Annotated in this window: 17 protein-coding genes, 6 tRNA genes, 2 rRNA genes and 1 other annotated feature; of the genes, 3 read left to right on the top strand and 22 right to left on the bottom strand. The window is 29.2% G+C overall.

Translation table 11 applies throughout. The features are described from left to right. Positions 1–48: 48 nt before the first annotated feature. The gene (locus tag ACUN06_RS00190; protein ID WP_449389947.1) at positions 49–1,257 is read right to left on the bottom strand and encodes a L,D-transpeptidase; all 1,209 of its coding nucleotides are present in this window, start codon (positions 1,255–1,257) and stop codon (positions 49–51) included. A gap of 121 nt (positions 1,258–1,378) precedes the next feature. Here ACUN06_RS00190 and ACUN06_RS00185 point away from each other — a divergent pair. Together ACUN06_RS00185 and ACUN06_RS00180 are read left to right on the top strand one after the other, a co-directional pair. Beyond that, a tRNA-Arg gene (locus ACUN06_RS00185) sits at positions 1,379–1,453 on the top strand. Between the two features lie 100 nt (positions 1,454–1,553). Next, on the top strand, positions 1,554–2,687 hold the full coding sequence (locus ACUN06_RS00180) for a Card1-like endonuclease domain-containing protein (protein ID WP_294383344.1): 1,134 nt from the start codon (positions 1,554–1,556) through the stop codon (positions 2,685–2,687). A gap of 66 nt (positions 2,688–2,753) precedes the next feature. Here the strand turns inward: ACUN06_RS00180 and ACUN06_RS00175 are convergent, their stop codons facing one another. Further along, entirely contained in the window at positions 2,754–3,644 is an 891-nt protein-coding gene (locus ACUN06_RS00175) for a phosphatidylserine decarboxylase (protein ID WP_294398711.1), read from the bottom strand. Positions 3,645–3,842: 198 nt separating this feature from the next. On the opposite strand from ACUN06_RS00175, the gene ACUN06_RS00170 reads away from it, so the two are divergent. After that, the gene (locus ACUN06_RS00170; RefSeq protein ID WP_301953721.1) at positions 3,843–4,403 is read left to right on the top strand and encodes a TetR/AcrR family transcriptional regulator; all 561 of its coding nucleotides are present in this window, start codon (positions 3,843–3,845) and stop codon (positions 4,401–4,403) included. 66 nt (positions 4,404–4,469) lie between these two features. Here ACUN06_RS00170 and ACUN06_RS00165 read toward each other — a convergent pair whose 3' ends face one another. The 20 genes from ACUN06_RS00165 to ACUN06_RS00070 form a co-directional block, all read right to left on the bottom strand. Then, positions 4,470–6,059 (bottom strand): ABC-F family ATP-binding cassette domain-containing protein, encoded by a 1,590-nt coding sequence (locus tag ACUN06_RS00165; RefSeq protein ID WP_291731598.1) that lies wholly within the window; start codon positions 6,057–6,059, stop codon positions 4,470–4,472. A gap of 267 nt (positions 6,060–6,326) precedes the next feature. After that, the gene (gene addA / locus ACUN06_RS00160) at positions 6,327–10,082 is read right to left on the bottom strand and encodes a helicase-exonuclease AddAB subunit AddA (protein ID WP_449389946.1); all 3,756 of its coding nucleotides are present in this window, start codon (positions 10,080–10,082) and stop codon (positions 6,327–6,329) included. 2 nt (positions 10,083–10,084) lie between these two features. Then, positions 10,085–13,516: a helicase-exonuclease AddAB subunit AddB gene (gene addB, locus ACUN06_RS00155; protein WP_449389945.1), complete on the bottom strand. Its 3,432-nt coding sequence runs from the start codon at positions 13,514–13,516 to the stop codon at positions 10,085–10,087. A 283-nt stretch (positions 13,517–13,799) separates the two neighbouring features. Beyond that, positions 13,800–14,741, bottom strand: coding sequence for an ROK family protein (locus ACUN06_RS00150; RefSeq protein ID WP_294369496.1), 942 nt, complete (start codon positions 14,739–14,741; stop codon positions 13,800–13,802). 171 nt (positions 14,742–14,912) lie between these two features. Then, positions 14,913–15,005 (bottom strand) — tRNA-Ser (locus ACUN06_RS00145). A gap of 5 nt (positions 15,006–15,010) precedes the next feature. Then, a tRNA-Ser gene (locus ACUN06_RS00140) sits at positions 15,011–15,101 on the bottom strand. A 295-nt stretch (positions 15,102–15,396) separates the two neighbouring features. After that, positions 15,397–15,487 (bottom strand) — tRNA-Ser (locus ACUN06_RS00135). A gap of 245 nt (positions 15,488–15,732) precedes the next feature. Then, the gene (panD, locus tag ACUN06_RS00130) at positions 15,733–16,119 is read right to left on the bottom strand and encodes an aspartate 1-decarboxylase (protein WP_022211231.1); all 387 of its coding nucleotides are present in this window, start codon (positions 16,117–16,119) and stop codon (positions 15,733–15,735) included. 19 nt (positions 16,120–16,138) lie between these two features. Further along, positions 16,139–16,984 (bottom strand): pantoate--beta-alanine ligase, encoded by an 846-nt coding sequence (panC, locus tag ACUN06_RS00125; RefSeq protein WP_331892127.1) that lies wholly within the window; start codon positions 16,982–16,984, stop codon positions 16,139–16,141. Positions 16,985–16,998: 14 nt separating this feature from the next. Then, on the bottom strand, positions 16,999–17,826 hold the full coding sequence (panB, locus tag ACUN06_RS00120; protein ID WP_449389944.1) for a 3-methyl-2-oxobutanoate hydroxymethyltransferase: 828 nt from the start codon (positions 17,824–17,826) through the stop codon (positions 16,999–17,001). 2 nt (positions 17,827–17,828) lie between these two features. Further along, positions 17,829–18,671 (bottom strand): Rossmann-like and DUF2520 domain-containing protein, encoded by an 843-nt coding sequence (locus tag ACUN06_RS00115; protein ID WP_294398688.1) that lies wholly within the window; start codon positions 18,669–18,671, stop codon positions 17,829–17,831. Positions 18,672–19,027: 356 nt separating this feature from the next. Further along, entirely contained in the window at positions 19,028–20,305 is a 1,278-nt protein-coding gene (gene serS / locus ACUN06_RS00110) for a serine--tRNA ligase (RefSeq protein WP_291731591.1), read from the bottom strand. Positions 20,306–20,367: 62 nt separating this feature from the next. Next, positions 20,368–20,573: a binding site (T-box leader), on the bottom strand. A gap of 40 nt (positions 20,574–20,613) precedes the next feature. Further along, on the bottom strand, positions 20,614–20,847 hold the full coding sequence (locus ACUN06_RS00105) for a DUF1667 domain-containing protein (protein WP_291731590.1): 234 nt from the start codon (positions 20,845–20,847) through the stop codon (positions 20,614–20,616). A 13-nt stretch (positions 20,848–20,860) separates the two neighbouring features. Then, positions 20,861–22,273, bottom strand: coding sequence for an NAD(P)/FAD-dependent oxidoreductase (locus ACUN06_RS00100; RefSeq protein WP_294126844.1), 1,413 nt, complete (start codon positions 22,271–22,273; stop codon positions 20,861–20,863). A gap of 17 nt (positions 22,274–22,290) precedes the next feature. Next, positions 22,291–22,797, bottom strand: a complete 507-nt coding sequence (locus ACUN06_RS00095; protein WP_294126842.1) for a transcription repressor NadR — start codon at positions 22,795–22,797, stop codon at positions 22,291–22,293. Between the two features lie 15 nt (positions 22,798–22,812). After that, on the bottom strand, positions 22,813–23,307 hold the full coding sequence (locus tag ACUN06_RS00090; protein ID WP_291731587.1) for an HDIG domain-containing metalloprotein: 495 nt from the start codon (positions 23,305–23,307) through the stop codon (positions 22,813–22,815). 155 nt (positions 23,308–23,462) lie between these two features. Next, a tRNA-Ala gene (locus ACUN06_RS00085) sits at positions 23,463–23,538 on the bottom strand. A gap of 5 nt (positions 23,539–23,543) precedes the next feature. Continuing rightward, a tRNA-Ile gene (locus tag ACUN06_RS00080) sits at positions 23,544–23,620 on the bottom strand. Between the two features lie 7 nt (positions 23,621–23,627). After that, positions 23,628–23,744 (bottom strand): 5S ribosomal RNA (gene rrf / locus ACUN06_RS00075). Positions 23,745–23,858: 114 nt separating this feature from the next. Then, positions 23,859–26,766, bottom strand: a 23S ribosomal RNA gene (locus ACUN06_RS00070). Between the last annotated feature and the right edge of the window lie 201 nt (positions 26,767–26,967).

Raw genomic sequence — 26,967 nt, 5'->3', positions numbered from 1 at the left:
AATTAGGACTAAAGTTAATTATTATTTATTAACTTTAATCCTTAAACTTTAATTAATTATTACCTTTGTTCCTGATTCTATATTATCATAAATCCACTTTGCATCTTCAGTTTTTAATCTTATGCAACCATGAGAAGCTGGTACTCCTAAAGTATAATCAACAACTTCACTTTGGTCCTTATTATAAGGAACAGAATGAAATAAATAATCTCCATAAAATTGAACCCAATACTTCCCACCTTGATTGTATTTATCTGAAAAAAACCATGCTCCACGTTCGCGTACATCAAATATTCCTGTTGGTGTTTTTTCAGATTCTATTCCTGTAGAACATTTAAAACTTTTAATTTTATCCCAATTATTTATTGAACCTTTATAAATATAAGTAATTTGATCTTTTAAATTTACATAAATTAAATTAGATGTTAAGCTTTCAATATTTAATGTATTAATGTTATTACTTGTTAATGATTGAAGTAACTTAGAAGATGCTGATATTGTTTCTTGTTTATTTTCATTAGAACTTATTGAAGTTAAATAGTTTTCTCTTGCTTCTGAAATTGAATTAATTTTTGCTTCTATATCTGTATCATTTACATCAATAATTGATGTATCTGCATCCTTTAGTAAATTTATTGCTTTAGTATAATAATCATCCTTTACTAATTCATCAGCTTGATTAAATAAACCTTCTTTATATTCATTAACATATTGTTTTATGTACTTATTTGCTTTATTTGCATATTTTGATGTAGAAGGAATTTTCTTTAAATAATCAATTCCCTCCTTAAGGTTTCCATTATTATAACTATCTACTCCTAATAATAAAATGGCTTTATAATCTGATTCAGTTTGTACAACATAATTTTTATCTAATGAAATTATAAGTTTATTTATAGATGAATTTATAATATTATAACTTTTTATTTCATTAAAAACTATTAATGCCTTTTCTTTTTCTTCATTACTTTCTAATAAACTTTGACATATATTATTAACTACTTCACTAAAATAAGCATTTAAATCATTATTTAATTTCTTTTTCTTTAATTTTAAATAAATACTATCATTATTAATAATTTTTTTAGCTTCAGTAAAATCACAACTATTAAATTTTGAATAAAAATTATTTACGATTGATAAATATTTATAATCTACATAGAAATTTAAAATGACTACCAATAGCAATACAGAACAGGATATAGCAAAAATTTTAAAAACATCCTTATTTTTATTCTTCTTAAATAAATTATCCACATTTATTCCTCCTTATAGTTATTAATAATAATTGACTAATTTTACTGTTTTTAAACCTATTAAAGCATTTATTTCTTGAAAAATTTATTTATTTGTGTTAACATAGTGTTGTTAATAATTTGGAGCGTTAGTTAAACGGATATAACATGCCGCTACGGACGGCACATTAAGGGTTCGATTCCTTTACGCTCTGCCATGAAAGAACTATTGATTTTCAATGGTTCTTTTTTTATTTATAAAAAATCATTTTATTTGGAAAACTATTAATATAGTTTTAATAAAGAGGTATTAAAAGTATGATTGATATTTTAATAAGTCAAGTAGATGAACATAATGAAAGTAATATATTAGCAACAAAAGAACTAAATCCAGAAATTATCTATTTTATAAAGGATAAATCATGCAATAATAAAGCTGATACATTAAAAAAATATTATGAAAGAAATTTTAAAAATATAAAATTAAATTTTTTTGATATTAAAGAAGGAGATAATACCGCCTTAGAAAAATTAATAAAAAATATTGAAAATAAAAATATAATAGTAAATTTGACAGGTGGAAAAAGAATAAATTCTTTAATCTTATTAAACTTATGTTTAAAGAATAATTTAAAATCATTATATATTGATATTAAAGAAAAAATATTATATGAATTTAAAGATAATGCTATATCAATTTTAAATAAAGCTTTTGAGGATTTAGAGATAGATGATATAGTTAAAGCTTCAGGAGGAATGATTGTTGAAGATGCCTCCCAACTATGTAATAAAAAAGATTTAATATTTTTTTCAGAACAAATCTCAAAAAATATATCATTATGGCATGAACATAAGCAAAAATTATATGACTCAAGCATATTTGAGCATGACTCATATAATCAACAAAGAATTTATATTCATACTAACAATTTATCTAAAGAAGAAAATAAGTTATTAAATTTAATCTTAGATAATCTTGTTAAAATGAAAGAAATTACTTTAAGAAATACCACTGATAAAATTACAATTGATTTTTTAAATAATTATCTTAAAGCATTTATATTCAAAAGTGGTACTTGGCTAGAAATTGAAACTAATAAACTTATAAATAAAATAGATGAAATAGATGAATCTAAAAATGGAGTTATGTTTTTATGGAATGATAGTAATGAAATCGTTAGAAATGAAGTTGATGTAGTTGCAGTAAAAGATTCTGTTCCAATATTTATTTCTTGTAAGGATAGCGATAAATATAATGAAATGGCATTAAATGAACTAAATGTTTATGCTGAAAAATTTGGTGGAGATAATTCATATAAAATTTTAGTAGCTACAAAAGATCCTATAAAGTCTCCTGTTAAAATAAGAGCTAAGGAAATGGGAATTAATATAATAATATTCGATGGTAATGAAGAAAAATTTTTAAAGACTATTAAATCAATAATAAAATAATTATTTAAAATTAATTATCTAAAAATAGAAATTATATCTTTAAAAATATAATTTCTATTTTATATTTTACTTTAACTTTTCTCCTATTTTCTCACCCATATTAACTTTACTTTCAAACCCAAATGATGATTGAAGTAAAATATCATCATCTATTGAAACCATATCTTTTTTAAAAAATAAAATAGTTGTTGAGCCTCCAAATTTAAAATATCCCTTTTCATCACCTTTTTTAACTTTTTTATTAGGAGTATAGCTTTGAATTATTGAACCTACACAAGTAGCCCCAACTTCAACATGAATTATATCTCCAAAATTTTTTGAATGAAATATAGACCATTCTCTTTTATTTTGGCAATATAACTTAGGAATTCTTTCTAGTGCTGTTGGATTAACCGAATAATAATTTCCTGTAACAATATTTGACTTTTCTGCAATTCCATCATCTACAAAATGTAATCTATGATAATCTGTTGGACATAATCTTAAAACTAAGCAAACTCCTCCATTATATTCCTTTGCAATTTCATCATCCTCAATTAATTCCGATAAACTATATGTAATTCCCTTTACTTGAATTAATTTATTTATATCTATATTAGTATAAGCCATTAATCTACCATCACCAGGAGAAATCAATACATTTTTATCTTTATTTATTGGACGTGCCTCTTTTGTAAGCCTTCTTATAAAAAATTCATTAAAGTTTTCAAAATCAGATGAAGTATTTACGCACATATCCATATCAATATTAAAAGTTGAGATAAAGGAAGAAATTTTTCTTTTACTCAATTTGCTATCACAATAAATTCCATATAACTTTGAAAATATTTTTCTTTTAATAAATAATTCTACAAATCCTTTTCCTATTGGGGATTCATATGCCCAATTAATATACTTTTCTCCAGCCACTGCTTCTGTATCATACTTATTAGTTTTTCTATTATAAATTTGTATCATGAATTTATTTCCTTTTTATTATTTTTAAATTATAAAAATACTATTAATTATATATAACCACTATTATAATATATTAACATATATTTTTTTAATAGTTTATTAACAATTAATAGTATAAAATTTATTTGAAAGTAATACTATAAAATACTAGAATTAAGTTATAGAAAGAAAAATAGTTTATGGCATATGGAGGATAAAATGAGTTTAGAGATAAAAATAGTAAATGCAACAATAAATATATTTAAAGAAAAAGGTGTTAAATTTACTATGGATGATTTGGCAAATAATCTTGGAGTCAGTAAACGTACCTTATATGAAAATATAGATAGTAAAGAAACATTATTAAATTTATTAGTAGATGACATATTTGATTCAATTACAGAAAAGGGAAAAGAAATACTTAATGATGATACCATTGATAATTTAGAAAAATTAAAAAGAATCTTTACTCTTTTACCTACATCTTACGATGCAATTGATTATACAAAAATACATGAAGTAAAAAAGTTTTATCCTAAAATTTATGAAAAAATAATGAATAGATTAGATTTAGCTTGGGAACACACTAATATCTTAGTAAAAAAATGTATTGATGAAGGATTGATAAAAAAGGTAAATATTTATCTTATGAAAAGTGTTTTAATAGGTAGTATACGAATTATATTAGAAGATAATAATTTAAGAAAAGAAAAAATAGACTATTCTGAAACAATGAAAAATATTGTAGATATAATGTTTGATGGATTAACAATTAATTAAATAATTAATAAAAAAATATCATAATAAGGAGTCTAAAAAATAGACTGCCATATTATGATATTTTCATTATTCTCCAAATTTTTCTAAGAATTCATCATAAGTCATAGTTCTATCAAAGATAGATCCATCATCATTTACTCTTATAATTCTATTTGCAACTGTTTGAACAAATTGATGGTCATGAGAAGCAAATAAAACATTACTATTATAGTCTTTTAATCCATTATTTACAGCTGTAATTGATTCAAGGTCTAAGTGGTTAGTAGGTCCATCTAAAACTAATACATTTGCACTAGAAAGCATCATTCTAGAAAGCATACATCTAACCTTTTCTCCTCCTGATAAAACATTAGCTTCTTTTAAAGCTTCTTCTCCAGAGAATAACATTCTTCCTAAGAATCCTCTAATATAACTTTCAGATTTTTCTTCTGAGAATTGTCTTAACCAATCAACTAAGCTTAATTTACAATCATTAAAGTATTCAGAGTTGTCTTTAGGGAAATATGCAGTAGTTATAGTGATACCCCATTTAAATTCACCTGAATCTGGTTCCATTTCTCCATTTATTATCTTAAATAAAGTAGTTATTGCAATTTCATTTCCTACAAAAGCAATCTTATCTTCTTTATTTACTCTAAAGCTTACATTATCTAAAACTTTAACTCCATCAATAGTCTTAGATAATCCTTCAACTACTAATATATCATTACCAACTTCTCTTTCAGGCTTAAATCCAACAAATGGATATCTTCTGCTTGAAGGTTGAATATCATCTAAAGTAATTTTTTCTAATAACTTTTTACGAGATGTTGCTTGCTTAGACTTAGAAGCATTAGCACTGAATCTTGCAATGAAGTCTTGCAATTCTTTAATCTTTTCTTCTTTTTTCTTATTTTGATCCTTAGCCATTTGAGTAGCTAATTGGCTTGATTCATACCAGAAATCATAGTTACCTACATATAGCTTAATCTTTCCAAAGTCAACGTCAGCCATGTGAGTACAAACTTCATTTAAGAAATGTCTATCATGTGATACAACTATAACTGTTCCCTCAAAATCTCCTAAGAAGTTTTGAAGCCATTTAATTGACTTTATATCTAAGTGGTTAGTTGGCTCGTCCAGTATTAATATTCCTGGGTTACCAAATAAAGCTTGAGCAAGTAATACTTTAACTTTTTCAGCACCAGTTAACTCAGACATTAATTTATAGTGAGCATCAGTTCCAATTCCTAATCCTTGTAATAAAGATGATGCTTCTGATTCTGCTTCCCAACCATTTAATTCAGCAAATTCACCTTCTAACTCAGCTGCTTTAATTCCATCTTCATCTGAAAAATCTGGTTTTGCATATAATGCATCTTTTTCTTTCATTATAGTATGTAATCTTTCATTACCCATTATAACTGTTTCTAAAACTGGGAATTCATCATACTTATAGTGGTCCTGACTTAAAACTGACATTCTTGTATTTGGAGCTATTACAACTTCCCCAGTATTTGGTTCAACTTCTCCAGATAATATTTTTAAAAATGTAGATTTTCCAGCCCCATTAGCACCTATAACACCATAACAGTTACCAGGAGTAAATTTGATGTTAACATCTTCAAATAACTTACGAGACCCGTATCTTAAACTTACATTTAAAACATTTATCACTCAACATACCTCATTTCATTTATTATTCTTTCGATATTATAACATAAAATTTTTAACTTTGTCTTAAAATATAACATAATTAAACTAGTGAATTAGTGAGAAATCTTCAAAAAAAATCATTGTAAAAAATTTTTTATACAAAAAAGATTTAATATCATAAATAAGAATTCAAATTATTATTTGGAAAAATAAGTTTTTTTATATATACTAATAAAAGTAATATAAGGAAATTGAAAACTTACTAAATTTTCAATTTCCTTTATTTTATTAATCTCTTATTATTCTTTCTTCATCTATTCCAAATAAATAAAGATAGCTTTCCTTTACATTTTTACCTGTTATTTTTTCTAATGCATCTTTATAATATTTAATTTGCAATTTATATCTTTGAATTACTTCATTTATATTATTATCATCTACATAATCAGTTTTATAATCTAAAAGAACTATTCCATCTTCTTCCTCAAAAAAGCAATCTATTATTCCTTGAAGTCTTATTTTTTCATCAGCATAAGTTTCTACATTTAAATTTGAATCATATTCAACGCTACTTAGTTGTGTAAAAAACGGTAATTCCCTACTTACTAATCTTCCTTCCTTATAAGCTATTAACAACCTTTTTCCTAAACTACTTTCAAAAAATTTGTATATTTTATTATGCCATACAACAGAAGCTTCCTTTTCAGTTAATGACTTATCCATTACCATTTCTTTAATTTGCTCTTTTATTTCAGTTACATTATTTACTCTATCATAATTTAATCTTTGCATAACATAATGAATTACAGTACCTCTTTCAGCTGCAGATAAACCTTTTTCTTCTTTTAAAAATTTAGGTTTTAAAACTTGCTTTTCTTTAAATACTTCAACTACATCATGTATTTCATCACCATAAGTAAATTCCTTTTTCTTTAAATCAGAAACTGAAATATTACTTGGCAACATAGAACACTCTAAAAATTTATATTTATAATCAAGCCTTCTATTTATTTCATTATCTACAACAACTTCTTTATAATTTATAATAGATTTCTTTTCTTCAACTTCATCTATAACTTCTAAATTTTTATCCATTATTAACAAATTTTTATTCCAAAACTTAATATCCCATTTAGAAAAATCACTTGTTATTAATTCTCTACCAGCCCCTGCAACATTTCTTAACTTTTCTCCACAAACATGTTTACATATAGCCATACAAATCCAATCTAAATATGATTTTCCCTTTAGCACTTCTGAAGGTAAAATTATATTTTCATCTAATACTGCTGAAGAAACCCAATTATTAATTGATTTTTCTAAATTACTTGTTGCTCCAGTAATAATTAACTTTTCTTTTGCCCTAGTAAATGCAACATATAGTATTCTCATTTCTTCAGATAAAGTTTCTAGTCGTATTCTTTTTTTTATTGCTTCTTTAGCTAAAGTAGAATATGAATTTCTTGTTTCTAAATTAACGTAACTAGGGCCAAACCCTAATTCTTCATGATATAAAACAGAATTAGATAAATCAATTAAATTAAATTGTTTACCCATTCCACTAGTAAATACTACAGGAAACTCAAGTCCCTTGCTTTTATGAATACTCATAATTCTAACTACATCTTCATTTTCCCCAAGTACCTTTGCACTTCCCATATCACCAGAAGATTTTCTTAACTTATTTATAAAATTTATAAAATTAAATAATCCCTTAAAACTAGTACTTTCATATTGTTTTGCTCTTTGGAAAAGTATTTTTAAATTTGCCTGTCTTAGCTTCCCATTTGGCATTGCCCCAACATATCCATAAAATGCAGTATCCATATACAAATACCATATAAATTCATCTATAGGAGTATAAATTGATTTTTTTCTCCATTTATTTAATGCTGCTACAAAGCTAACACACTTAAACTTTAAATCTTCACTAACCTCATGAATGCCTTCTGTTACTTCTTTTATTATTTCATAAAAATATAAGTCTTTATGCAATAATCTTAAATCACTTAACTCTTCAGCAGTAAATCCAACTATAGATGATCTTAAAAGTGCAATCATAGGTACATCTTGTAATGGATTATCTATTACCTTTAGCAATGACATTATTGTTCTAATTTCAATTGATTCAAAGTATCCACTTCCTGTATCTGCATATACTGGAATACCTTCAGAGCCCAATTCATCTAAAAATATTTCTGCCCAATTTTTAGTTGCTCTTAAAAGAATAACTATATCCTTATATCTTACATCCCTATATTCATTAGTATCTTTATCAAATACCTTAAATTTCTTTCCATCCTTAGGTTCAAATAATTCCTTTATTCTTTTAGAAACAATCTTTGCTTCTAAAGTAATTGCATCTATATCTTCTTCCTCTTCCTTACCTTCACTTTCTTCATCAGAAACATCTATATTTTCTTCTTTAACAATTCCTGATTTATCTAATATGTGAAGTTCTATATCCCCCCCTAATATTGAGTTTTCATCATTTGTTGATTTAAAATCTGCTCCTAGGTTTAATGTTTCTTCATTTGTATATTCAAGCTCCCCTACAGTTTGAGACATAACCATTTTAAATATATAGTTAACACCTTCTATAACTTCCTGTCTGCTTCTAAAATTTTTATATAATTGAATTTTTCTATTACTCTTTCCTTCCTTTAAGGAGTACTTATTATATTTATCTAAAAATAATTCTGGTTTTGCCTGTCTAAATCTATATATACTTTGCTTAACATCCCCAACCATAAATACATTTGCTTCTTTTAAGCTTCTCCTTGAAACTAAATCAATTATAGTTTCTTGAACACTATTAGAGTCTTGATATTCATCAACTAATACTTCATCAAAAAATTCTCTAAAATACTCTGCAACTTTTGAAGGTATAATATTATTATTTTCATCTTTATCAATTAATATTTTTAAACAAAGGTGTTCCAAATCATTAAAGTCTAATATGTTTTTTTCTCTTTTCTTTTCATCAAATCTTCTTAAAAACTCAAGAGTTATTGATGCTAATGTATTCATAAAAGGATATACACCTATTATTCCATCTAGGGCTTCTTGAGGTGTAAATTCGAATGTACTTTCAATTAATCCTTTTACTTTCTTCTTAACTGAATCTCTTATATTTTTTACTGCATTTTGTGCATTTTCATCTGAAACTTGATTTTTCTTAACAGTTTTTAACTTAATAAAAGAAATAGAATTTAATGCAATATAAATGTCATTTAATCCACCATTTAAGCTTTCATATGCATTTTCTAAGTAATTATAATCACTATAAAAAGCATCTAAATAAGGTTCTAATCCACTAGTATCATTAATTATTTCAATTGCCCTTTTATACATATTTAAAAAACCATTTAATTCAACTCTTAAATTGTCCCTTAATACCTTTACCCATTCACTTTTATCAAATTCTTCTAATGTACTAATATTAAAATATTCTGCTTTTTCCTTTAACCATTGTTGTGGCCATGGTCCACTCATAGAAAACCTATATAATGAAAGTATCATTTCCTTTAATTTTTCATCATCCTTAGAACTGCTATATGCTTCTATTAATTTTTTAAAATCTTCATTGTCCTCTTCATAATATTCTTCAAAAAGCTCTTCAATTATTTCATTTTTCATTAAAATAGCTTCAGTTTCATCACCAATTCTAAAACTTGGATCTAAATCAATAGTATAAAAATAATTTTTAATTACATCTAAGCAAAATGAATGCATAGTAGTTATATTAGCCCTACTTAATAAGGTAAGTTGTCTTTGAAGATTTTTGGAATTAGGACTTTTTTCTAATGATTTTGATATAGCTGTTGCTATTCTTTCCCTCATTTCTGATGCTGCTGCACTAGTAAAAGTAACAACTAAAAGCTTATCTATATCCACTGGATTTTCTTCATTTGTTATTATCCTTATAATTCTTTCAACTAAAACAGCAGTTTTACCTGAGCCAGCAGCTGCAGCCACAAGTAAATTACACCTTCTTGTTTCAATTGCTTGAAGCTGTTCATTAGTCCATTTAGTATCTGCCATATTTACTTACCTTCCTCCTCATTTACTTTATTACTCATTGCATTCCATAAATCATCCTTTTTCTTCTTTAAAATTACTTTATATTTATTATCTCTTATTGAAGTATCAAATTGACATATTGCAGAGTAATTACAATAATCACAATATGTTACCTTTGATGATTTACAAGGCTCTATTTTGACTTGCCCACTAAGCATTTCCTCACAAATTTCAATCATTTTATCATTAACATAATTTCTTAATAATTCAAATTGCTCTTTTGTTACTACTGAACTAGAACTTGTAAAATCTCCATCCTTTTTAAAAGCTGCTGGAATTATTAATGAGTATGTTTCCATATCCTTATCCATTGCTTTTACAAGTTCTACATTTTTTAATAATAATCCATCCATTTTTAACTTTTTCAATACTTCAACTTGTATTTCTTCTTCATTTAGTGCTTTTTTAGATTTAATTATTGGATTATCAATTTTAAAATATAATATTCCTCCTGGCATACATTGTGTTTTTAAAATTTGCTCTGAATTTTTTAATATAGCATCTAAATATACCAATAATTGTATTTGTAATCCATAATATAATTCATTTAAGTCAAAACTCTTAGAACCTGATTTATAATCAACTATTCTTATATACGTTTCACCATTTAACTCAACCTTATCTATTCTATCTACTCTACCCTTTAAATAAACAGTTTCTTTTGATGGTAATTCTAATTTTATTGGATTTGAATCCTCAAAGTCTCCAAAATCAAACTCACTTTTAAAAATATCAAACTCACCTTTTCTCATTTGTTCTGATATTACAGTTACTGATTTAGTTATTGTCTTTTTAAATCTTTCTGAAAAATATTGATATTTTTTATTACTATTTAAAATAGAATTTGTTTCATTTTTCAGCTTATTATTAACAAGTTCATTAACTATTTCACTACATCTTTCTTTAGTTAATTCACTCCATGATATATTTTCTTTTCTTATTTTATTAGTAAACTTATCTAATATATCATGCATAAATGACCCTAAATCTGGAGCAGAAAATTCATATACCTTTCTATCTTTTGCCTTTAAGCCATATTGAACATAATAACTAAACGGACATTGAGCGTACTTTTCTATTCTAGATACACTAAACATTAATCTTCCATTTTCATTACTATATAACCTTTTTATTTTTTCTCTTGGTATTTTTTCAACTAAATTAGTATAATTTAACCCATTAAAAATAATTTTAGTTCTATCCTTAAATTCTTCACTTTCTTCAAACCACTTAAATGTACTTATCCAATGAGGATCAATTTCTTCATTTTCATATTCTTTTCTTAAAGCTTCTATAAGTTCATTAAATGTTGGTATTGGAGCTGTTATATTATAATACTTATCATTAGATAAATTCTTATTAACTATTTCACTTTCTTCTTGTAACCTTGGTAAAATCTTTTTTAATCTAGGTATTATTATTGATGGTCTTAATGATTTTCCCTCAAAATCAGCCATTGGATAAGTAATCATTAAATAATTTGAAGGAATAGTTAATGCTGTATAAACCATAAACTGTTCTTCAAATACTCTGCTTCTTGTATCACTCGCTAATTCTATTCCCAAATTTTTAAGTTCAAGTCTATCTTCATCAGATAATATTCCTTCCTCCTTATTTGAGGATGGAATTACACCATCATTAGCTCCTACTATATAAAGTGCTTTTACATCTCTCCCCTTTATTCTAGCTATATCACCTATATTTACCTGATCTAAAGCCATAGGAATTACTCCTATTTCCTTTTCCTCAAATCCTGATATTAATATTCTAGAAAATGTTTTTAAATCAACCTCTTCATCACCTAATACCTCTACTGCTTGATCTAACATATCCATTACTATAGATGGTACTTGTGTATATTCCTTAATCTTATCTTGTAATCCATAACTATTAAAATCTTCAAGCCATTTATCCATTGTTTCAAATGCATTTATTTCTAATAAAAATTCATATAAAGCTGTACAATATGTTTTTACAGTTACATTTCCCTTAATCTTATCATATAAATTAATTATTGGTCTTCTGATTTCTTCCATATATTCGAAGATCTCAATTTCTTCTGAAGTAATTTCCCCATCTGTATTAGTTATTAATTCCCTAGTCCACTTATATCCCTTAATTCCGTTAGCTAAAATATAATTTTCTAATTTGTCAATAAATGATGATTCTAATGTTATAAGACCACTTTTAACATATTTAAACACACTTTCATAAGACCAATTACTACTTAATATTTCTAATACTGATATTATTAATACAATTAGTGGATTACTCAATATTTCCCTTTTTTTATCAATGAAATATGGTATATTATATTCATTAAAAATTACTGCCGTAATTTTGTCATAACTATCTATTTCTCTACATACTACAGCTATATCTTTATATCTATATCCTTTATCCCTTACAAGTCTTAAAATATCCTGAGCTATCCATTCAATTTCAGAATAATTATTATTAGCTTTATATAATCTTACATCCTTACATTCTTCTTTATATACCTTAAAAGGAAAGTTAAAGAAATATTTTTCTATATGCCCTAATTCTTTACTTTCTTTAAATCTATAGATATTTTTCTTATTTAAATTAACAGGTTCTTTATAAGAAATATTATTTTCCTGCATCATTTTTAATAATTTATTTTCCGTATTTTTTATTACATCAAATATATCAGTTTCGCCCTCTATAAATTGAATTTCACCATCATTACATAAAGTAATATTCATATTTTTACATTGCTTAGCTAATGTTTTCAATACTTCTATTTGTTGAGGCGTAAATGTTGTAAATTCATCAATCCAAATTTCACAATCATTATATAAATCACATTCTTTTAATTTTTCTGATAAAATTGATAATATGTCATCTGAATCTATATATTCCTTATGAAGATTTTTATTAAATGTTTCATAAATTGATGATAAATCATTTATTTTATCTTTTAAGTCTTTGTCTTTTATTTCTATCTGTTTTTCATTAAGAATTTCCTGAGTAATATTATATTTTTTAAATTCAGTTATTGATTTTGATACTGTACCAACAAATCCTTGTTGCTTACTTATTCTATTAAAATATTTAAACTCTTCTCCTTTATCCTTTAATAATTTATAAATAAGCATATTCTTACCTGAATCTTCTATTATATTAATGGCTCTTCCACCACATTTATCAAAAACTCTTGTTGCCATTCTCTTAAAGCTTAATACTTCTGCTCTAAGTAATGCTCTTTCTCCTATATACTCCAATAATTTCTTTTCTGTTTGGAATGTATACTGATCTGGTACAAGTAATATTAATTTATTATTTTTATCATTATCTAATTTTTTCTTTATTTGATTTAAACAATAATGACTTTTACCTGAGCCAGCTCTACCAAAAATAAATCTAATTCCCATAAGTGCCTCCTTACCATTTATATCTTAATAATATTTTTTTTAATTACTTTTTTATTCTTATATTAATTTGTGGTTTATATAACAATATAATATAAATTTAATACTTATATATTAATGATACTATACATTATTTAAACCTATAATAACTTTATTGATATATAAAATAATTATATCTAATATTAATAAAATAAAAAAATAAGCTACAACAAGTATAAATAATTGAATTTTCTAAAACTAGTTAATTCAAAATTTATACTTATTGTAGCTCTTTATAAAATATTTATTATTGTTCCGTTATTGCTAAAGCTGCAGCTCCTAAAACACCTGCTTTTCCACCTAATACAGCTTTTTCTACTGTGCAACTATCAACAAAAGTTTTTAAAGCTCTTTCTCCAACTACTCTTCTTATAGTATCTAATACTATACTACCACCATTAATTACTCCTCCACCAATAACTACTTTTTCTGGATCAAAGTTAGTTATTGTATTAGCTACTGCTATTCCAAGGTAATTTAATGAAGTTTCTAATATATTTTTAGCTACTCTATCACCATTAGCAGCTTCTTTAAATACTTCTTTAGATGTTACATTTTCATAATTTTTTAATGATGTTTCAACATTAGTGGCTACTGCTTCCTTAGCTCTTTTACCTATTGCTGTACCTGAACCTAAAGCTTCTGCACATCCAATGTTTCCACACCCACATCTTGGGCCTTCATTTGCAACAATAGTATGTCCAATTTCTAAAGCATTTCCTGTAGTTCCTCTAAATAATTTTCCATTTATAACAGCTCCACCGCCAATTCCTGTACTTGCTGTTATAAATACCATATTTTCAGTACCTTTTCCTGCTCCAAACATAAATTCTCCTAGTGTTGCAACATTTGCATCATTATCTAAATAAGTTGGTAAATCATATGTTTCTCTTATAGTTTTAACTATTTCAAAATTTTTAAAAGGTAAATTTGAATTTTCAATTATAACACCATTTTTTACATCTAATGGTCCAGGAGAACCGATTCCAATTGACTTTATTAAATTTTTTTCAGATCCATCTATAACATAATTTATAGTATCTATTATTCTTCCCATAACAGCATTTTCGCCTTCAAAAGCTAAAGTTTCAACTGCTTTTTCTTTTATAATATTTCCTTCTAAATCTACTAAAGCTGTGTAAATCTTAGTTCCCCCTAAATCTACACCTACAACATATTTTTTTTTCATCTATTACCCTCCCAACAAATACGTTATGCTAACCTAACTATATAAAAGTATACCATTTAATTGTTACGTTTACAATTATTAATTGCGAATTTTTGGATATTTATGTATTTAAGTTTTCCTAAAGCTTATTTTTTTACTAAAAAAAAGCATCTAACATTAGTTAGATGCTTTTGGCGGAGAACAAGGGATTCGAACCCTCGCACCAGTATTATCCAGCCTACTCCCTTAGCAGGGGAGCCTCTTTAGCCACTTGAGTAATTCTCCACTTATGGCGGAGAGACAGGGATTCGAACCCTGGGTACGCTCACACGCACGCCGGTTTTCAAGACCGGTGCCTTAAACCAACTCGACCATCTCTCCAAGACAATATTTATTATATCAGCGGTTAAAAATTATGTCAACACTTTTTATAAACTTTTTTATTTTTTAATAAAACTTTCTTTTTCATTCTAATTTTCCAAATAAAAACTAAATAAAATAATACAAATATATTTAACTATTTTCATAATTGAAATAAATTTAATATAAATCAATTTATTTATAAATTACCATTTTTTCTTTTTAAAAATTCTTATGCATTAAAATAAATTTAATTTTAAAAAAAAGCTAAAAATTTATATATAAAAAAAGTCTTTAGCTAATGCTAAAGACTTTATGGCGGAGAGACAGGGATTCGAACCCTGGGTACGCTCACACGCACGCCGGTTTTCAAGACCGGTGCCTTAAACCAACTCGACCATCTCTCCTCGGAACAATTGTTATTATATCAGCATGTAATATATTATGTCAACACTTTTTCAAAAAAACTTTTTAATTAATTTTATACATATTTTATATTCTCTTATAACCACCTAAAAACTACTCAAAGCCTATTTAATGTTTTTATAATTTCCATAACACTATATACCATTATTAATAAAAAATGATGAATTTAGAATAAAAAACACTATTCTAAATTCATCATATTATCTAAAGATATTTTAATATTTTATTATTCAGAAAGTTGTCCATGTTTTTCATAATTAGTAATTCTACTAATTTTATTTTCTTCATTTACAAAGACAACTTTTGGTTTATGATTCTTTACCTCTTCTGTATCTAAATCGCAATAAGCCATTAATATTATTTTATCTCCAACTTGTACACATCTTGCAGCTGCTCCATTTAAACAAATCATTCCTGTTCCTCTTTCACCTGCTATAGTGTATGTCTCAAATCTAGCCCCATTATCTATATCTACAATATGCACCTTTTCATACTCATATATTCCAGCTGCATCTAATAAATCCTTATCAACTGTAATACTTCCCACGTAGTTTAATTCAGCTTGTACTACTGTTGCTCTGTGTATCTTGCCCTTTAACATATTCACTTTCATTGTTTTTTTTCTCCCTTTCCTATAATTCATATGTGAAATTATCTATTAATCTTGTTTTACCTATAAATACTGCTATTGCAACTAATATAGATTTGCTTATTTCTTTAACTTCTTCTAATGAATTACTGTCTACTATTTCTATATAATCAATTTTAGCTAATTTTTCAGATTTAATATTATTTTCTATAACTTCAATTATATTAACTGAATTTCTTTCCCCACTTTGAATTTTTTCCTTAGCTAAATTTAATGACTTATTTAAAATAGTAGCTACTTTTCTTTCCTCTAATGATAAATAAGTATTTCTTGAACTTTTAGCTAGGCCATCCTCTTCCCTTATAATAGGACATCCTATTATTTCAATATCAATATTTAAATCTCTAACCATCCTTTTAATTACAGCTAATTGTTGTGCATCCTTTTCTCCAAAATATGCTCTATCTGGAGCAACTATATTAAATAGCTTAGTTACAACAGTACATACTCCCCTAAAATGTATAGGCCTGCTTTTACCACATAACCCTTTTGTTAATCCATTCATATCTACAAATGTAGAAAAATCATTAAAATACATTTCCTCATTTTCAGGATGGAATATAAGATCAGTACCAGCCTTTTCACATACTTCACTATCTCTTTTTAAATCCCTTGGATAGCTTACTAAATCTTCTTTTGGTCCAAATTGCATAGGATTTACAAATATACTTACAACTACTTTATCATTTTCTTCATAAGCCCTTTTTATAAGGCTTTCATGACCTTCATGTAAATATCCCATAGTTGGAACAAAGCCCACTGTTAACCCTTGCTTCTTCCATTCCTTTACTTGGTTTCTTACATCATTTATTTTTCCTACAATTCTCATTTTTTCTTCCCCTTTTAATATAACTTTTCAATTACTTCATCACTTATTTTAAAAGAATATTCTTCTGCTGGGAAAATTCCATCTTTAACCTCTTCAATATATTTTCTAAATGCTATATTCATTTTTTCACCTAAGTTTTCATATTTTTTAACAAACTTAGGTGTAAAATCGCTAAATAATCCTAACATATCTTGATAAACAAGGATTTGACCATCACAATTTACTCCTGCTCCTATTCCTATTGTTGGAATGGATAATTTTTCACTTATTATTGCTGCTAATTTAGCTGGAACACATTCTAATACAACTGCAAAAGCTCCCGCCTTTTCTATTGCTAAAGCTTCATCAATAAGCTTTTTAGCTGCTTCTTCACCTCTTCCTTGAACTTTAAATCCGCCAAATGCATTAACTGATTGTGGTGTTAATCCAATATGCCCCATAACAGGTATTGATGCTTTTACTATTGCTTCTATTTTGTCACAAACTTCAATTCCACCTTCTAATTTAACTGCTTGTGCTCGTCCTTCTTTAATTAGTCTTCCTGCATTAACTACAGCATCATAAACGCATGTCTGATAAGACATAAAAGGCATATCTGCAACCACTAAAGTATTTTTAGCACCTCTAGTTACTGCACTAGTATGATGTATCATATCTTCCATTGTAACTGATAAGGTATCTTCATATCCTAAACAAACCATTCCTAAAGAATCCCCTACTAAAATTCCATTTATCCCTGCTTCATCAATTATTTTTGCTGTTGAATAATCATATGCCGTAAGCATAGAAAGTTTCTCATTTTTTTGTTTAGCTTCTTTAAAAGTAACTACTGTATTTTTCATAATCATTCTCCCAAATATTCTTCTAAATTTTTATAATCCCTATTTAAGTTTTTTACTTTTGCTATTTTTAATATATTTCTTGATAATAATCTATATAATTCCTTATCCTCTTCTCTCAAAACATCTAAATGATTAATAACAGTAACTAAATCACCTCTTTCTACTGGTCCTGTTAAGCTATCAATAACCCCTTTCTCCTTAATGTTCTTTAAATTAAATTCTATTAATGGATAAAGTGCTTTCATAGCTGTTTCTTTTGTAAATCCACAATCTTCAAGATAATTAATTGCATTGTTAATTAACCCTAATATAAGATTGCTAACTGTTACTGATGCAGCATGATAAAGTGATTTATTTTCCTTTGAAATAATCGCTACATCATTTCCTAAACTAGAAAAAAGATGCTTAAAATATTCAATATGTTTATTGTGTCCTTCAATTGTAATAAATGCTTGAGATAAATTTTTGTAAGAATTATATTTGTCTGAAATAGCAAACATTGGGTGAATAGAATAACCATAGGCACCATGATTATTTATATTTGAAAAGATTTCTGAAGAAATAGAGCCGCTACAATGACATATCAATTTATCTTTGATTGATAACCTATTAATTTTATTCCAAACTCCTTGTATTTCACTATCAGGTGTTGTAATAAATATAGCATCACTATCTTCAATTAACATTTCTAAGTTGTCATATTTTTTGGTACCTGTAAAGATTGCAGCTTCTTTAGCTGAATGCTTGCTCTTACTATAGTACCCATTTAAGTATATATTATTTTCTTTTAGATATTTTCCTAAGGAAAAGCCAACCTTTCCTGCTCCAATAAATCCAAATTTCATAATTATCACCCCCTAAAAGAGCATGATAGTAATTAGTCTCATTCAAAATTGATATGAGCTATTTCTTTTAATCTTTAAATTTTCAAATATATAAGGTGCGGTTTAATTAAAATACCACCCATATTAAATCTATCATATTTCTAAAATTTGTCAATATTTATTGTATGATACTTAATTTCTATTTTATTAAATATAAAATCCACTGGTATAACTAACTTTAATTTTTTTTATGCATAAAAAAGGGGACTGTCGCACTAAAGCTTTTATACACAATATATTGTTTTAAAAAATAAAAATTAATACAATATATTGTAGTATTTATTCTTAATGCGACATCCCCCTTTATATTACTTTTATTATCTTATTACTTCTTTTCCACCCATGTAAGGTCTTAATGCTTCTGGAATATTTATTGATCCATCTTCATTTAAGTTATTTTCTAAAAATGAAATTAACATTCTTGGTGGAGCAACAACTGTGTTATTTAAAGTATGTGCAAAGTACTTTCCTTTTTCTCCATTTACACGAATCTTCAATCTTCTAGCTTGTGCATCACCTAAATTAGAACAACTTCCAACTTCAAAGTATTTCTTTTGTCTTGGAGACCATGCTTCTACGTCTATAGATTTAACCTTAAGATCTGCTAAATCTCCTGAACAACATTCTAATGTTCTAACTGGGATATCTAATGAACGGAATAAATCTACTGTATTCTTCCATAACTTATCAAACCATTCTTTACTTTCTTCTGGCTTACAAACAACTATCATTTCTTGTTTTTCGAATTGATGAATTCTATAAACTCCTCTTTCTTCAATTCCATGAGCACCCTTTTCTTTTCTGAAACATGGTGAATAACTAGTTAAAGTTTGAGGAAGAGAATCTTCTTTTAATATAGTATCAATAAATTTACCAATCATAGAATGTTCACTAGTTCCTATTAAATATAAATCTTCACCTTCTATTTTATACATCATTGATTCCATTTCAGCAAAACTCATAACACCTGTAACAACTTCACTACGAATCATAAATGGAGGTATACAATATGTAAATCCTCTATCAATCATGAAATCTCTTGCATAAGAAAGTATTCCTGATTGTAATCTAGCAATATCCCCCATTAAATAATAAAATCCATTACCAGCTACTTTTCTAGCTCCATCTAAATCTATTCCATTTAATTTTTCCATTATTTCTGTGTGATATGGTATTTCAAATTCTGGTACTAATGGTTCACCAAATTTTTCAACTTCAACATTTTCATTATCATCTTTTCCTATTGGAACACTTGGATCAATAATATTAGGAATAACTAACATTATATTTTTTATTTTTTCTTGAAGTTCAGTTTCCTTTGCTTCTAATTCAGTAAGACGATTAGCTTGCTCATTAACCTTAGCCTTTAACTCTTCTGCTTCTTCTTTCTTTCCTTGCCCCATTAATGCACCAATTTGCTTAGAAATTGTTTTTCTATTAGATCTTAAAGAGTCAGCTTCTTGTTGTGTAGCTCTACTTTCAACATCTAAAGCAATAACTTCATCAACTAATCCAAGCTTTTGATCTTGAAACTTATTTCTAATATTTTGTTTAACTATTTCTGGATTTTCTCTTAAAAATTTTAAATCTAACATAATATCCTCCAAATCACTTATTTTATTATTTTCTGATATAAAAAAAGGAGCCTTTATCCCATAAAAGGGACGAAGAACTCCGTGTTGCCACCCTAATTGATAATAATATTTATATTATTATCCACTCTTTACTAAACTAACGGGTTTATCCGTACTGCTCATCACAGTCCCTCTAAGGTGGATTCATAAAACATTGCTATCAGTTTGCACCAAACACCGACTCTCTAAAAAACAATAATCTTATTACTAGCCTCTTCAACGGTTTAACTTAAAATCTTTTGTTATAATATTAAATATATTATAATCTTCTACTTATTGTCAATATCTCTAGTGCAAATTATATCTACACCACTATTTAATATATTCTTACATATAATACTTCCCATTTTTATAGGAATACTTACATATAATCTACTAACAACTTTAGACATTTCTATCCAAAGCTCTTTTTCTACCTCAGCACTGCTTTTTACAGGAATAACTTTAAATCTATTACTTCCCTTAACTCTTACTACTGATGTAAAAATATCTTTTTTCCCCATAATATTACTCCTATTATATTTCCTTAAATTCCTTTATTCTACCAGAAATTATATTAGAATTTTTTGAGTCATCTACTATATCTGTAATTTTTTTATCTAATTCCCTAGCTAAAATTTGTATTATTCTTTCATTACAATATGCACCATGACAATTTCCAAAACCAGCCCCTGTTCTTCTTTTAACCCCTTTAACAGTTCTAGCTCCTAAAGGCCTTCTAATTGAATCTACTATTTCACCTTCTGATACATTGTTACACATACATATTATTTTCCCATATCTTTTATCTAATTTAATTACTTCATTAATTTCATTTCTATCCATTTCTCTGAATCTATAAAATTCACGTCTTTTATCAATAAAGTTCTTTTTTAATTTACAATTTAAATTACTACTAATAGTATCACATAACATTTTTGCAATTGCTGGTGCCAATGTAACCTTACCATAATGAGTTCCAATTACACTTATATATCCCTTATCTACTTTCTTTTCATCAATTACTATAGAATCCTTATCGTAACTTTCTCTAAATAAGTTATTTATATTGCTCTTATTTAATTTCTTTAATAACTTACTGGCATAATTTAAATTATCATCTAAACTAGTTTTTTCAATACTTTTTATTCCTACTAATGAACCGCCATTTAAACCAGGAGTAGATACAACAAAAGTATCTTTATCAAATGTTTTCGTAACTATTCTTTCTAATTTATTTTCGTAATTATCATCAAGTAAAAGATAGCTCATGTTTTTAAAGGAATTTATAGTATCCTCTATATCTTTTTCCTTAACTATTCCATTTTCATTTATATAAATTTCATCTGCAATAGTATTGATAACTACCTTACAAGAAAACTTATTCTTATTAGTTACAACTTTAAATCCTTTTGTTATATTTTGAATAGTTAATACTTCTTCTTCTAATCTAAAATTAACACCATTATCTGATGCAACTTCAGCATATGCTATGGCTAAATCATAAGGAGCAACTATTGCAACATTTTGTGAATATAACCCCTTTTTTACTGCTGTATTAATATTAGGCTCTATTTCATATATTTCATCTGGTTCAACTAAATAAACTCCATCTATACCTCTTCTAACAGCTCTATCATACATCTCATCTAATTTAATTACACCATTATCATCATTAACTACTCTTAATGAACCAACTCTTTTAAATGGAACATTAAATTTTTCACATAAATCTTCTAATAATATATTTCCTATATATTCTAAGCCAGCCATTACATTGTTAGATGTTTCTGAGCCATCATATACTATAGAAGTATTAACAAATGAAATATCATCTGCAATATCATATTCCTTTTCAATTACAGCTATATTTAAATTATATTTAGATAATTCATAAGCAACTGCACATCCAATAATGCCACCACCTAAAACTAAAACATCATAATCCATAATTAAAATCCCCTAATTTATAAAATAAATCCCTTTTCTTTTAATTCATCTTTTATTAACTGCATATTTTCATTAGAATCTGCAGATATAGTATGTAAATGTATCCCATCAGTTAATAGTGATAATGGTCTAACTTCTATTTCTTCAATAGACTTTTTAAATTTATTCAAATCATTTAAATTTTTTATTCTTAATACTCCACGTATTTCACCATAAATAGGATGCTCTACAATTACATCTTCTATAATACCACCATATTTTACTACAATCTCCATTTCATCAAACATTGCATTGTCACTGTGTTTTACTGCAATTATTGATTTTACCCTGCTACTATCATCATTTATCATGTAACCATCTGGCGTTGCTATTATATTATTTCCCTTTGCTCTCAATATTGCTATATCCTTAACTATTATCTGTCTTGTAACATTAAAATTTTCAGCTAATGTTGTACCCTTAATTGCTTTTTTCTCTTTTATTAACATTCCTATAATGTTATTTCGTCTTTCATCAGCCTTCATAATTAATCCCATCCTTTAATTTCTATCATCACTTTCTCTTATTACCTCTAACAACTTACTTCCAACTACATTTTTATTGTGATGATATCTAACTGTATCTAAAAATTCTTTATCATATATATTAAATTGTTTTAATACATTAGCTCCTTTTTCAGCATGATTATAATATGCATCTACTGATTTAATATTATCAAACCTTTTTAAATTACCTTTACTTAATTTATTTAATATAACTAAAATTGATTTTTCAACAATATTAATTCTATATTCTGCTTTTCCTATATCATGAAGCAATGCAACTTTTGCAACTCTCTTTGCATTTAATCCTTTATCCTTTGATAAAATTACAGCATCCTTACTAACTCTAATACAATGTTGCTTATCTGATTTTTTAAGTTTATTAAATAACCTTTTTTCTCTTTTATCTAAAAGCTTATTCACATAATCATTATCAACCTCTTGAAATAAGGATTTTATGGCCCAAATAAATTGTTTTACTCTATATAACACTATTTCTTACCACCTAATTTTAACATATATTTGCAATACATATTCATATTTATATTTATAATACCACTATTAAATAAAAAATAAAGATTAAATACTATTTTTACAATTTTATTTTTTATTATAACACAAAAAAGCTACGAAATAATTCGTAGCTTTGGTGGAGGTAAAGGGAGTCGAACCCTTGACCCCTTGCGTGCAAGGCAAGTGCTCTCCCAACTGAGCTATACCCCCAAAAATGGTGGACCTTCAGGGACTCGAACCCCGGACCTACCGGTTATGAGCCGGTTGCTCTAACCAACTGAGCTAAAGATCCTTATATTACCTGGCAACGTTCTACTCTCCCACACGGTCACCCATGCAGTACCATTGACGCTGTAGAGCTTAACTGTCCTGTTCGGAATGGGAAGGAGTGTTTCCTCTACGCCATCATCACCAGATACTATAGTTTTCTAAATCTTCGATTTAGTTAAAACTTTGTACTCCTCAACTTTGTTGAGTGAGTTTTTTTAGAGATTGTTATCTCAAAATTGCACATGAATTATCTTATATTATTGGTCAAGCCCTCGACCTATTAGTATCAGTCAGCTACATACGTTACCGCACTTCCACCTCTGACCTATCAACCTTGTGTTCTTCAAGGGGTCTTACTAGCTTATGCTATGGGAAATCTCATCTTGAGGGGGGCTTCACGCTTAGATGCTTTCAGCGTTTATCCCTTCCCGACTTAGCTACCCAGCCATGCTCTTGGCAGAACAACTGGTGCACCATAGGTCAGTCCATCCCGGTCCTCTCGTACTAAGGACAGCTCCTCTCAAATTTCCTACGCCCGCGACGGATAGGGACCGAACTGTCTCACGACGTTCTGAACCCAGCTCGCGTGCCGCTTTAATGGGCGAACAGCCCAACCCTTGGGACCTACTACAGCCCCAGGATGCGACGAGCCGACATCGAGGTGCCAAACCTCCCCGTCGATGTGGACTCTTGGGGGAGATCAGCCTGTTATCCCCGAGGTAGCTTTTATCCGTTGAGCGATGGCCCTCCCACGAGGTACCACCGGATCACTAAGCCCGACTTTCGTCCCTGCTCGACTTGTGGGTCTCGCAGTCAGGCTCCCTTCTGCCTTTGCACTCTACGAACGATTTCCGACCGTTCTGAGGGAACCTTTGGGCGCCTCCGTTACTTTTTAGGAGGCGACCGCCCCAGTCAAACTGCCCACCTAACAATGTCCAGTCACCAGATTCATGGCGTCCTGTTAGAACCCCAGTACTGTCAGGGTGGTATCCCAAGGTTGACTCCACTAAGGCTGACGCCCTAGTTTCCCAGTCTCCCACCTATCCTGTACAGACAATACCGGAATTCAATGCTAAGCTACAGTAAAGCTCTACGGGGTCTTTCCGTCCAATCGCGGGTAGCGAGCATCTTCACTCGCACTACAACTTCGCCGGATTTGCAGTTGAGACAGTGCCCAAGTCATTACGCCATTCGTGCGGGTCAGAACTTACCTGACAAGGAATTTCGCTACCTTAGGACCGTTATAGTTACGGCCGCCGTTTACTGGGGCTTAAGTTCACACCTTCGCTTGCGCTAAGTGTTCCCCTTAACCTTCCAGCACCGGGCAGGCGTCAGCCCCTATACATCAGCTTACGCTTTAGCAGAGACCTGTGTTTTTGCTAAACAGTTGCTTGGGCCTATTCTCTGCGGCCTGCTCTCGCAGGCACCCCTTCTCGCGAACTTACGGGGTCAATTTGCCTAGTTCCTTAACTGCAATTCTTCCGCCGGCCTTAGGATTCTCTCCTCATCTACCTGTGTCGGTTTGCGGTACGGGCACTACTTCTCTCTCTAGATGCTTTTCTTGGAAGCATGGAATCATGTACTTCGGTCTTAATGACCTTCCCCATCACGCCTCAGAATTGTTACAGCGGATTTGCCTACCGTAACTTCCTAAACGCTTAGACTAGCATTTCCAATCGCTAGCACACACTATCCTTCTCCGTCACACCCTCGATAATAACGATGGTAGTGGTATCGGAATATCAACCGATTGTCCATCGCCTACGCCTTTCGGCCTCGGCTTAGGTCCCGACTAACCCTCAGCGGACGAGCCTTCCTGAGGAAACCTTAGATATTCGGCCTGTAGGATTCTCACCTACATCTCGCTACTAATGCCAACATTCTCACTCGTAATCAGTCCACCGCTCCTTCCGGTACGACTTCAGCCCGATTACGACGCTCCCCTACCACTTGCAATTACTTGCAAATCCGTAGCTTCGGTGGTAAGTTTAGCCCCGGTACATTTTCGGCGCAGGATCTCTCGACTAGTGAGCTATTACGCACTCTTTAAATGAGTGGCTGCTTCTAAGCCAACATCCTAGTTGTCTTAGAAATCCCACATCCTTTTCCACTTAACTTACACTTTGGGACCTTAGCTGACGGTCTGGGCTGTTTCCCTTTTGACCACGGATCTTATCATTCGTAGTCTGACTGCCGGACTTAATGTATATGGCATTCGGAGTTTGATAAGGTTCGGTAAGCGATATGCCCCCTAGCCCATTCAGTGCTCTACCTCCACTACACATATCCGACGCTAGCCCTAAAGCTATTTCGGGGAGAACCAGCTATCTCCGAGTTCGATTGGAATTTCTCCGCTATCCACAGCTCATCCCATGCTTTTTCAACAGCAACGTGGTTCGGTCCTCCACGAAGTTTTACCCTCGCTTCAACCTGGCCATGGATAGGTCACCCGGTTTCGGGTCTACGGCATGCAACTAGTCGCCCTATTAAGACTCGGTTTCCCTTCGGCTCCGTACCTTAAGTACTTAACCTTGCTACATACCGTAACTCGTTGGCTCGTTCTACAAAAAGCACGTCATCACCCTCATAAGGGGCTTTGACCGGTTGTAGGCACACGGTTTCAGGTTCTATTTCACTCCCCTCCCGGGGTTCTTTTCACCTTTCCCTCACGGTACTGCTTCACTATCGGTCATCAGGTAGTATTTAGCCTTGGGAGGTGGTCCTCCCTGCTTCCCACAAGGTTTCACGTGTCTCGTGGTACTCTGGATCAGAACTTGATTATCTTGACTTTCACCTACAGGACTATTACCTCCTACGGTCCAACTTTCCAGTTGTGTTCGGTTAATCACGACTTCTCGTTAATGTTCTGTCCGCAACCCCAAAGATAAATCTTTGGTTTGGGCTCTTTCCCTTTCGCTCGCCGCTACTTAGGAAATCGATTTTTCTTTCTCTTCCTCTAGGTACTTAGATGTTTCAGTTCCCTAGGTTTACCCTCGTATAGCTATGTATTCACTATACGATACATGGGGTTTCCCATGTGTGTTCCCACATTCGGAAATCTCCGGATCACTGGCTATGTGCGCCTACCCGAAGCTTATCGCAGCTTATCACGTCCTTCATCGGCTCCTGATGCCAAGGCATTCACCATGCGCCCTTTGTAGCTTGACCTTTACTCGTTTACTATATCTTATTACTTCGTCAACTATGAAATCTATTCATTCACGTACACAAGTACTGTTCATTTCATATCTTTCTTGTTTCCTTGTACTAAGCTATATTAAACTTCGTAACCTATCAGTCAAAAATTTTCAAAGTTTTGCATTTAATATTTTCGCAACAACTCTTCATTACTTCAGAGTTGTAAGTTCG

This window comes from Clostridium sp. ETTB3 (assembly GCF_053571985.1).
This window is presented reverse-complemented; position numbering and strand designations above follow the sequence as displayed.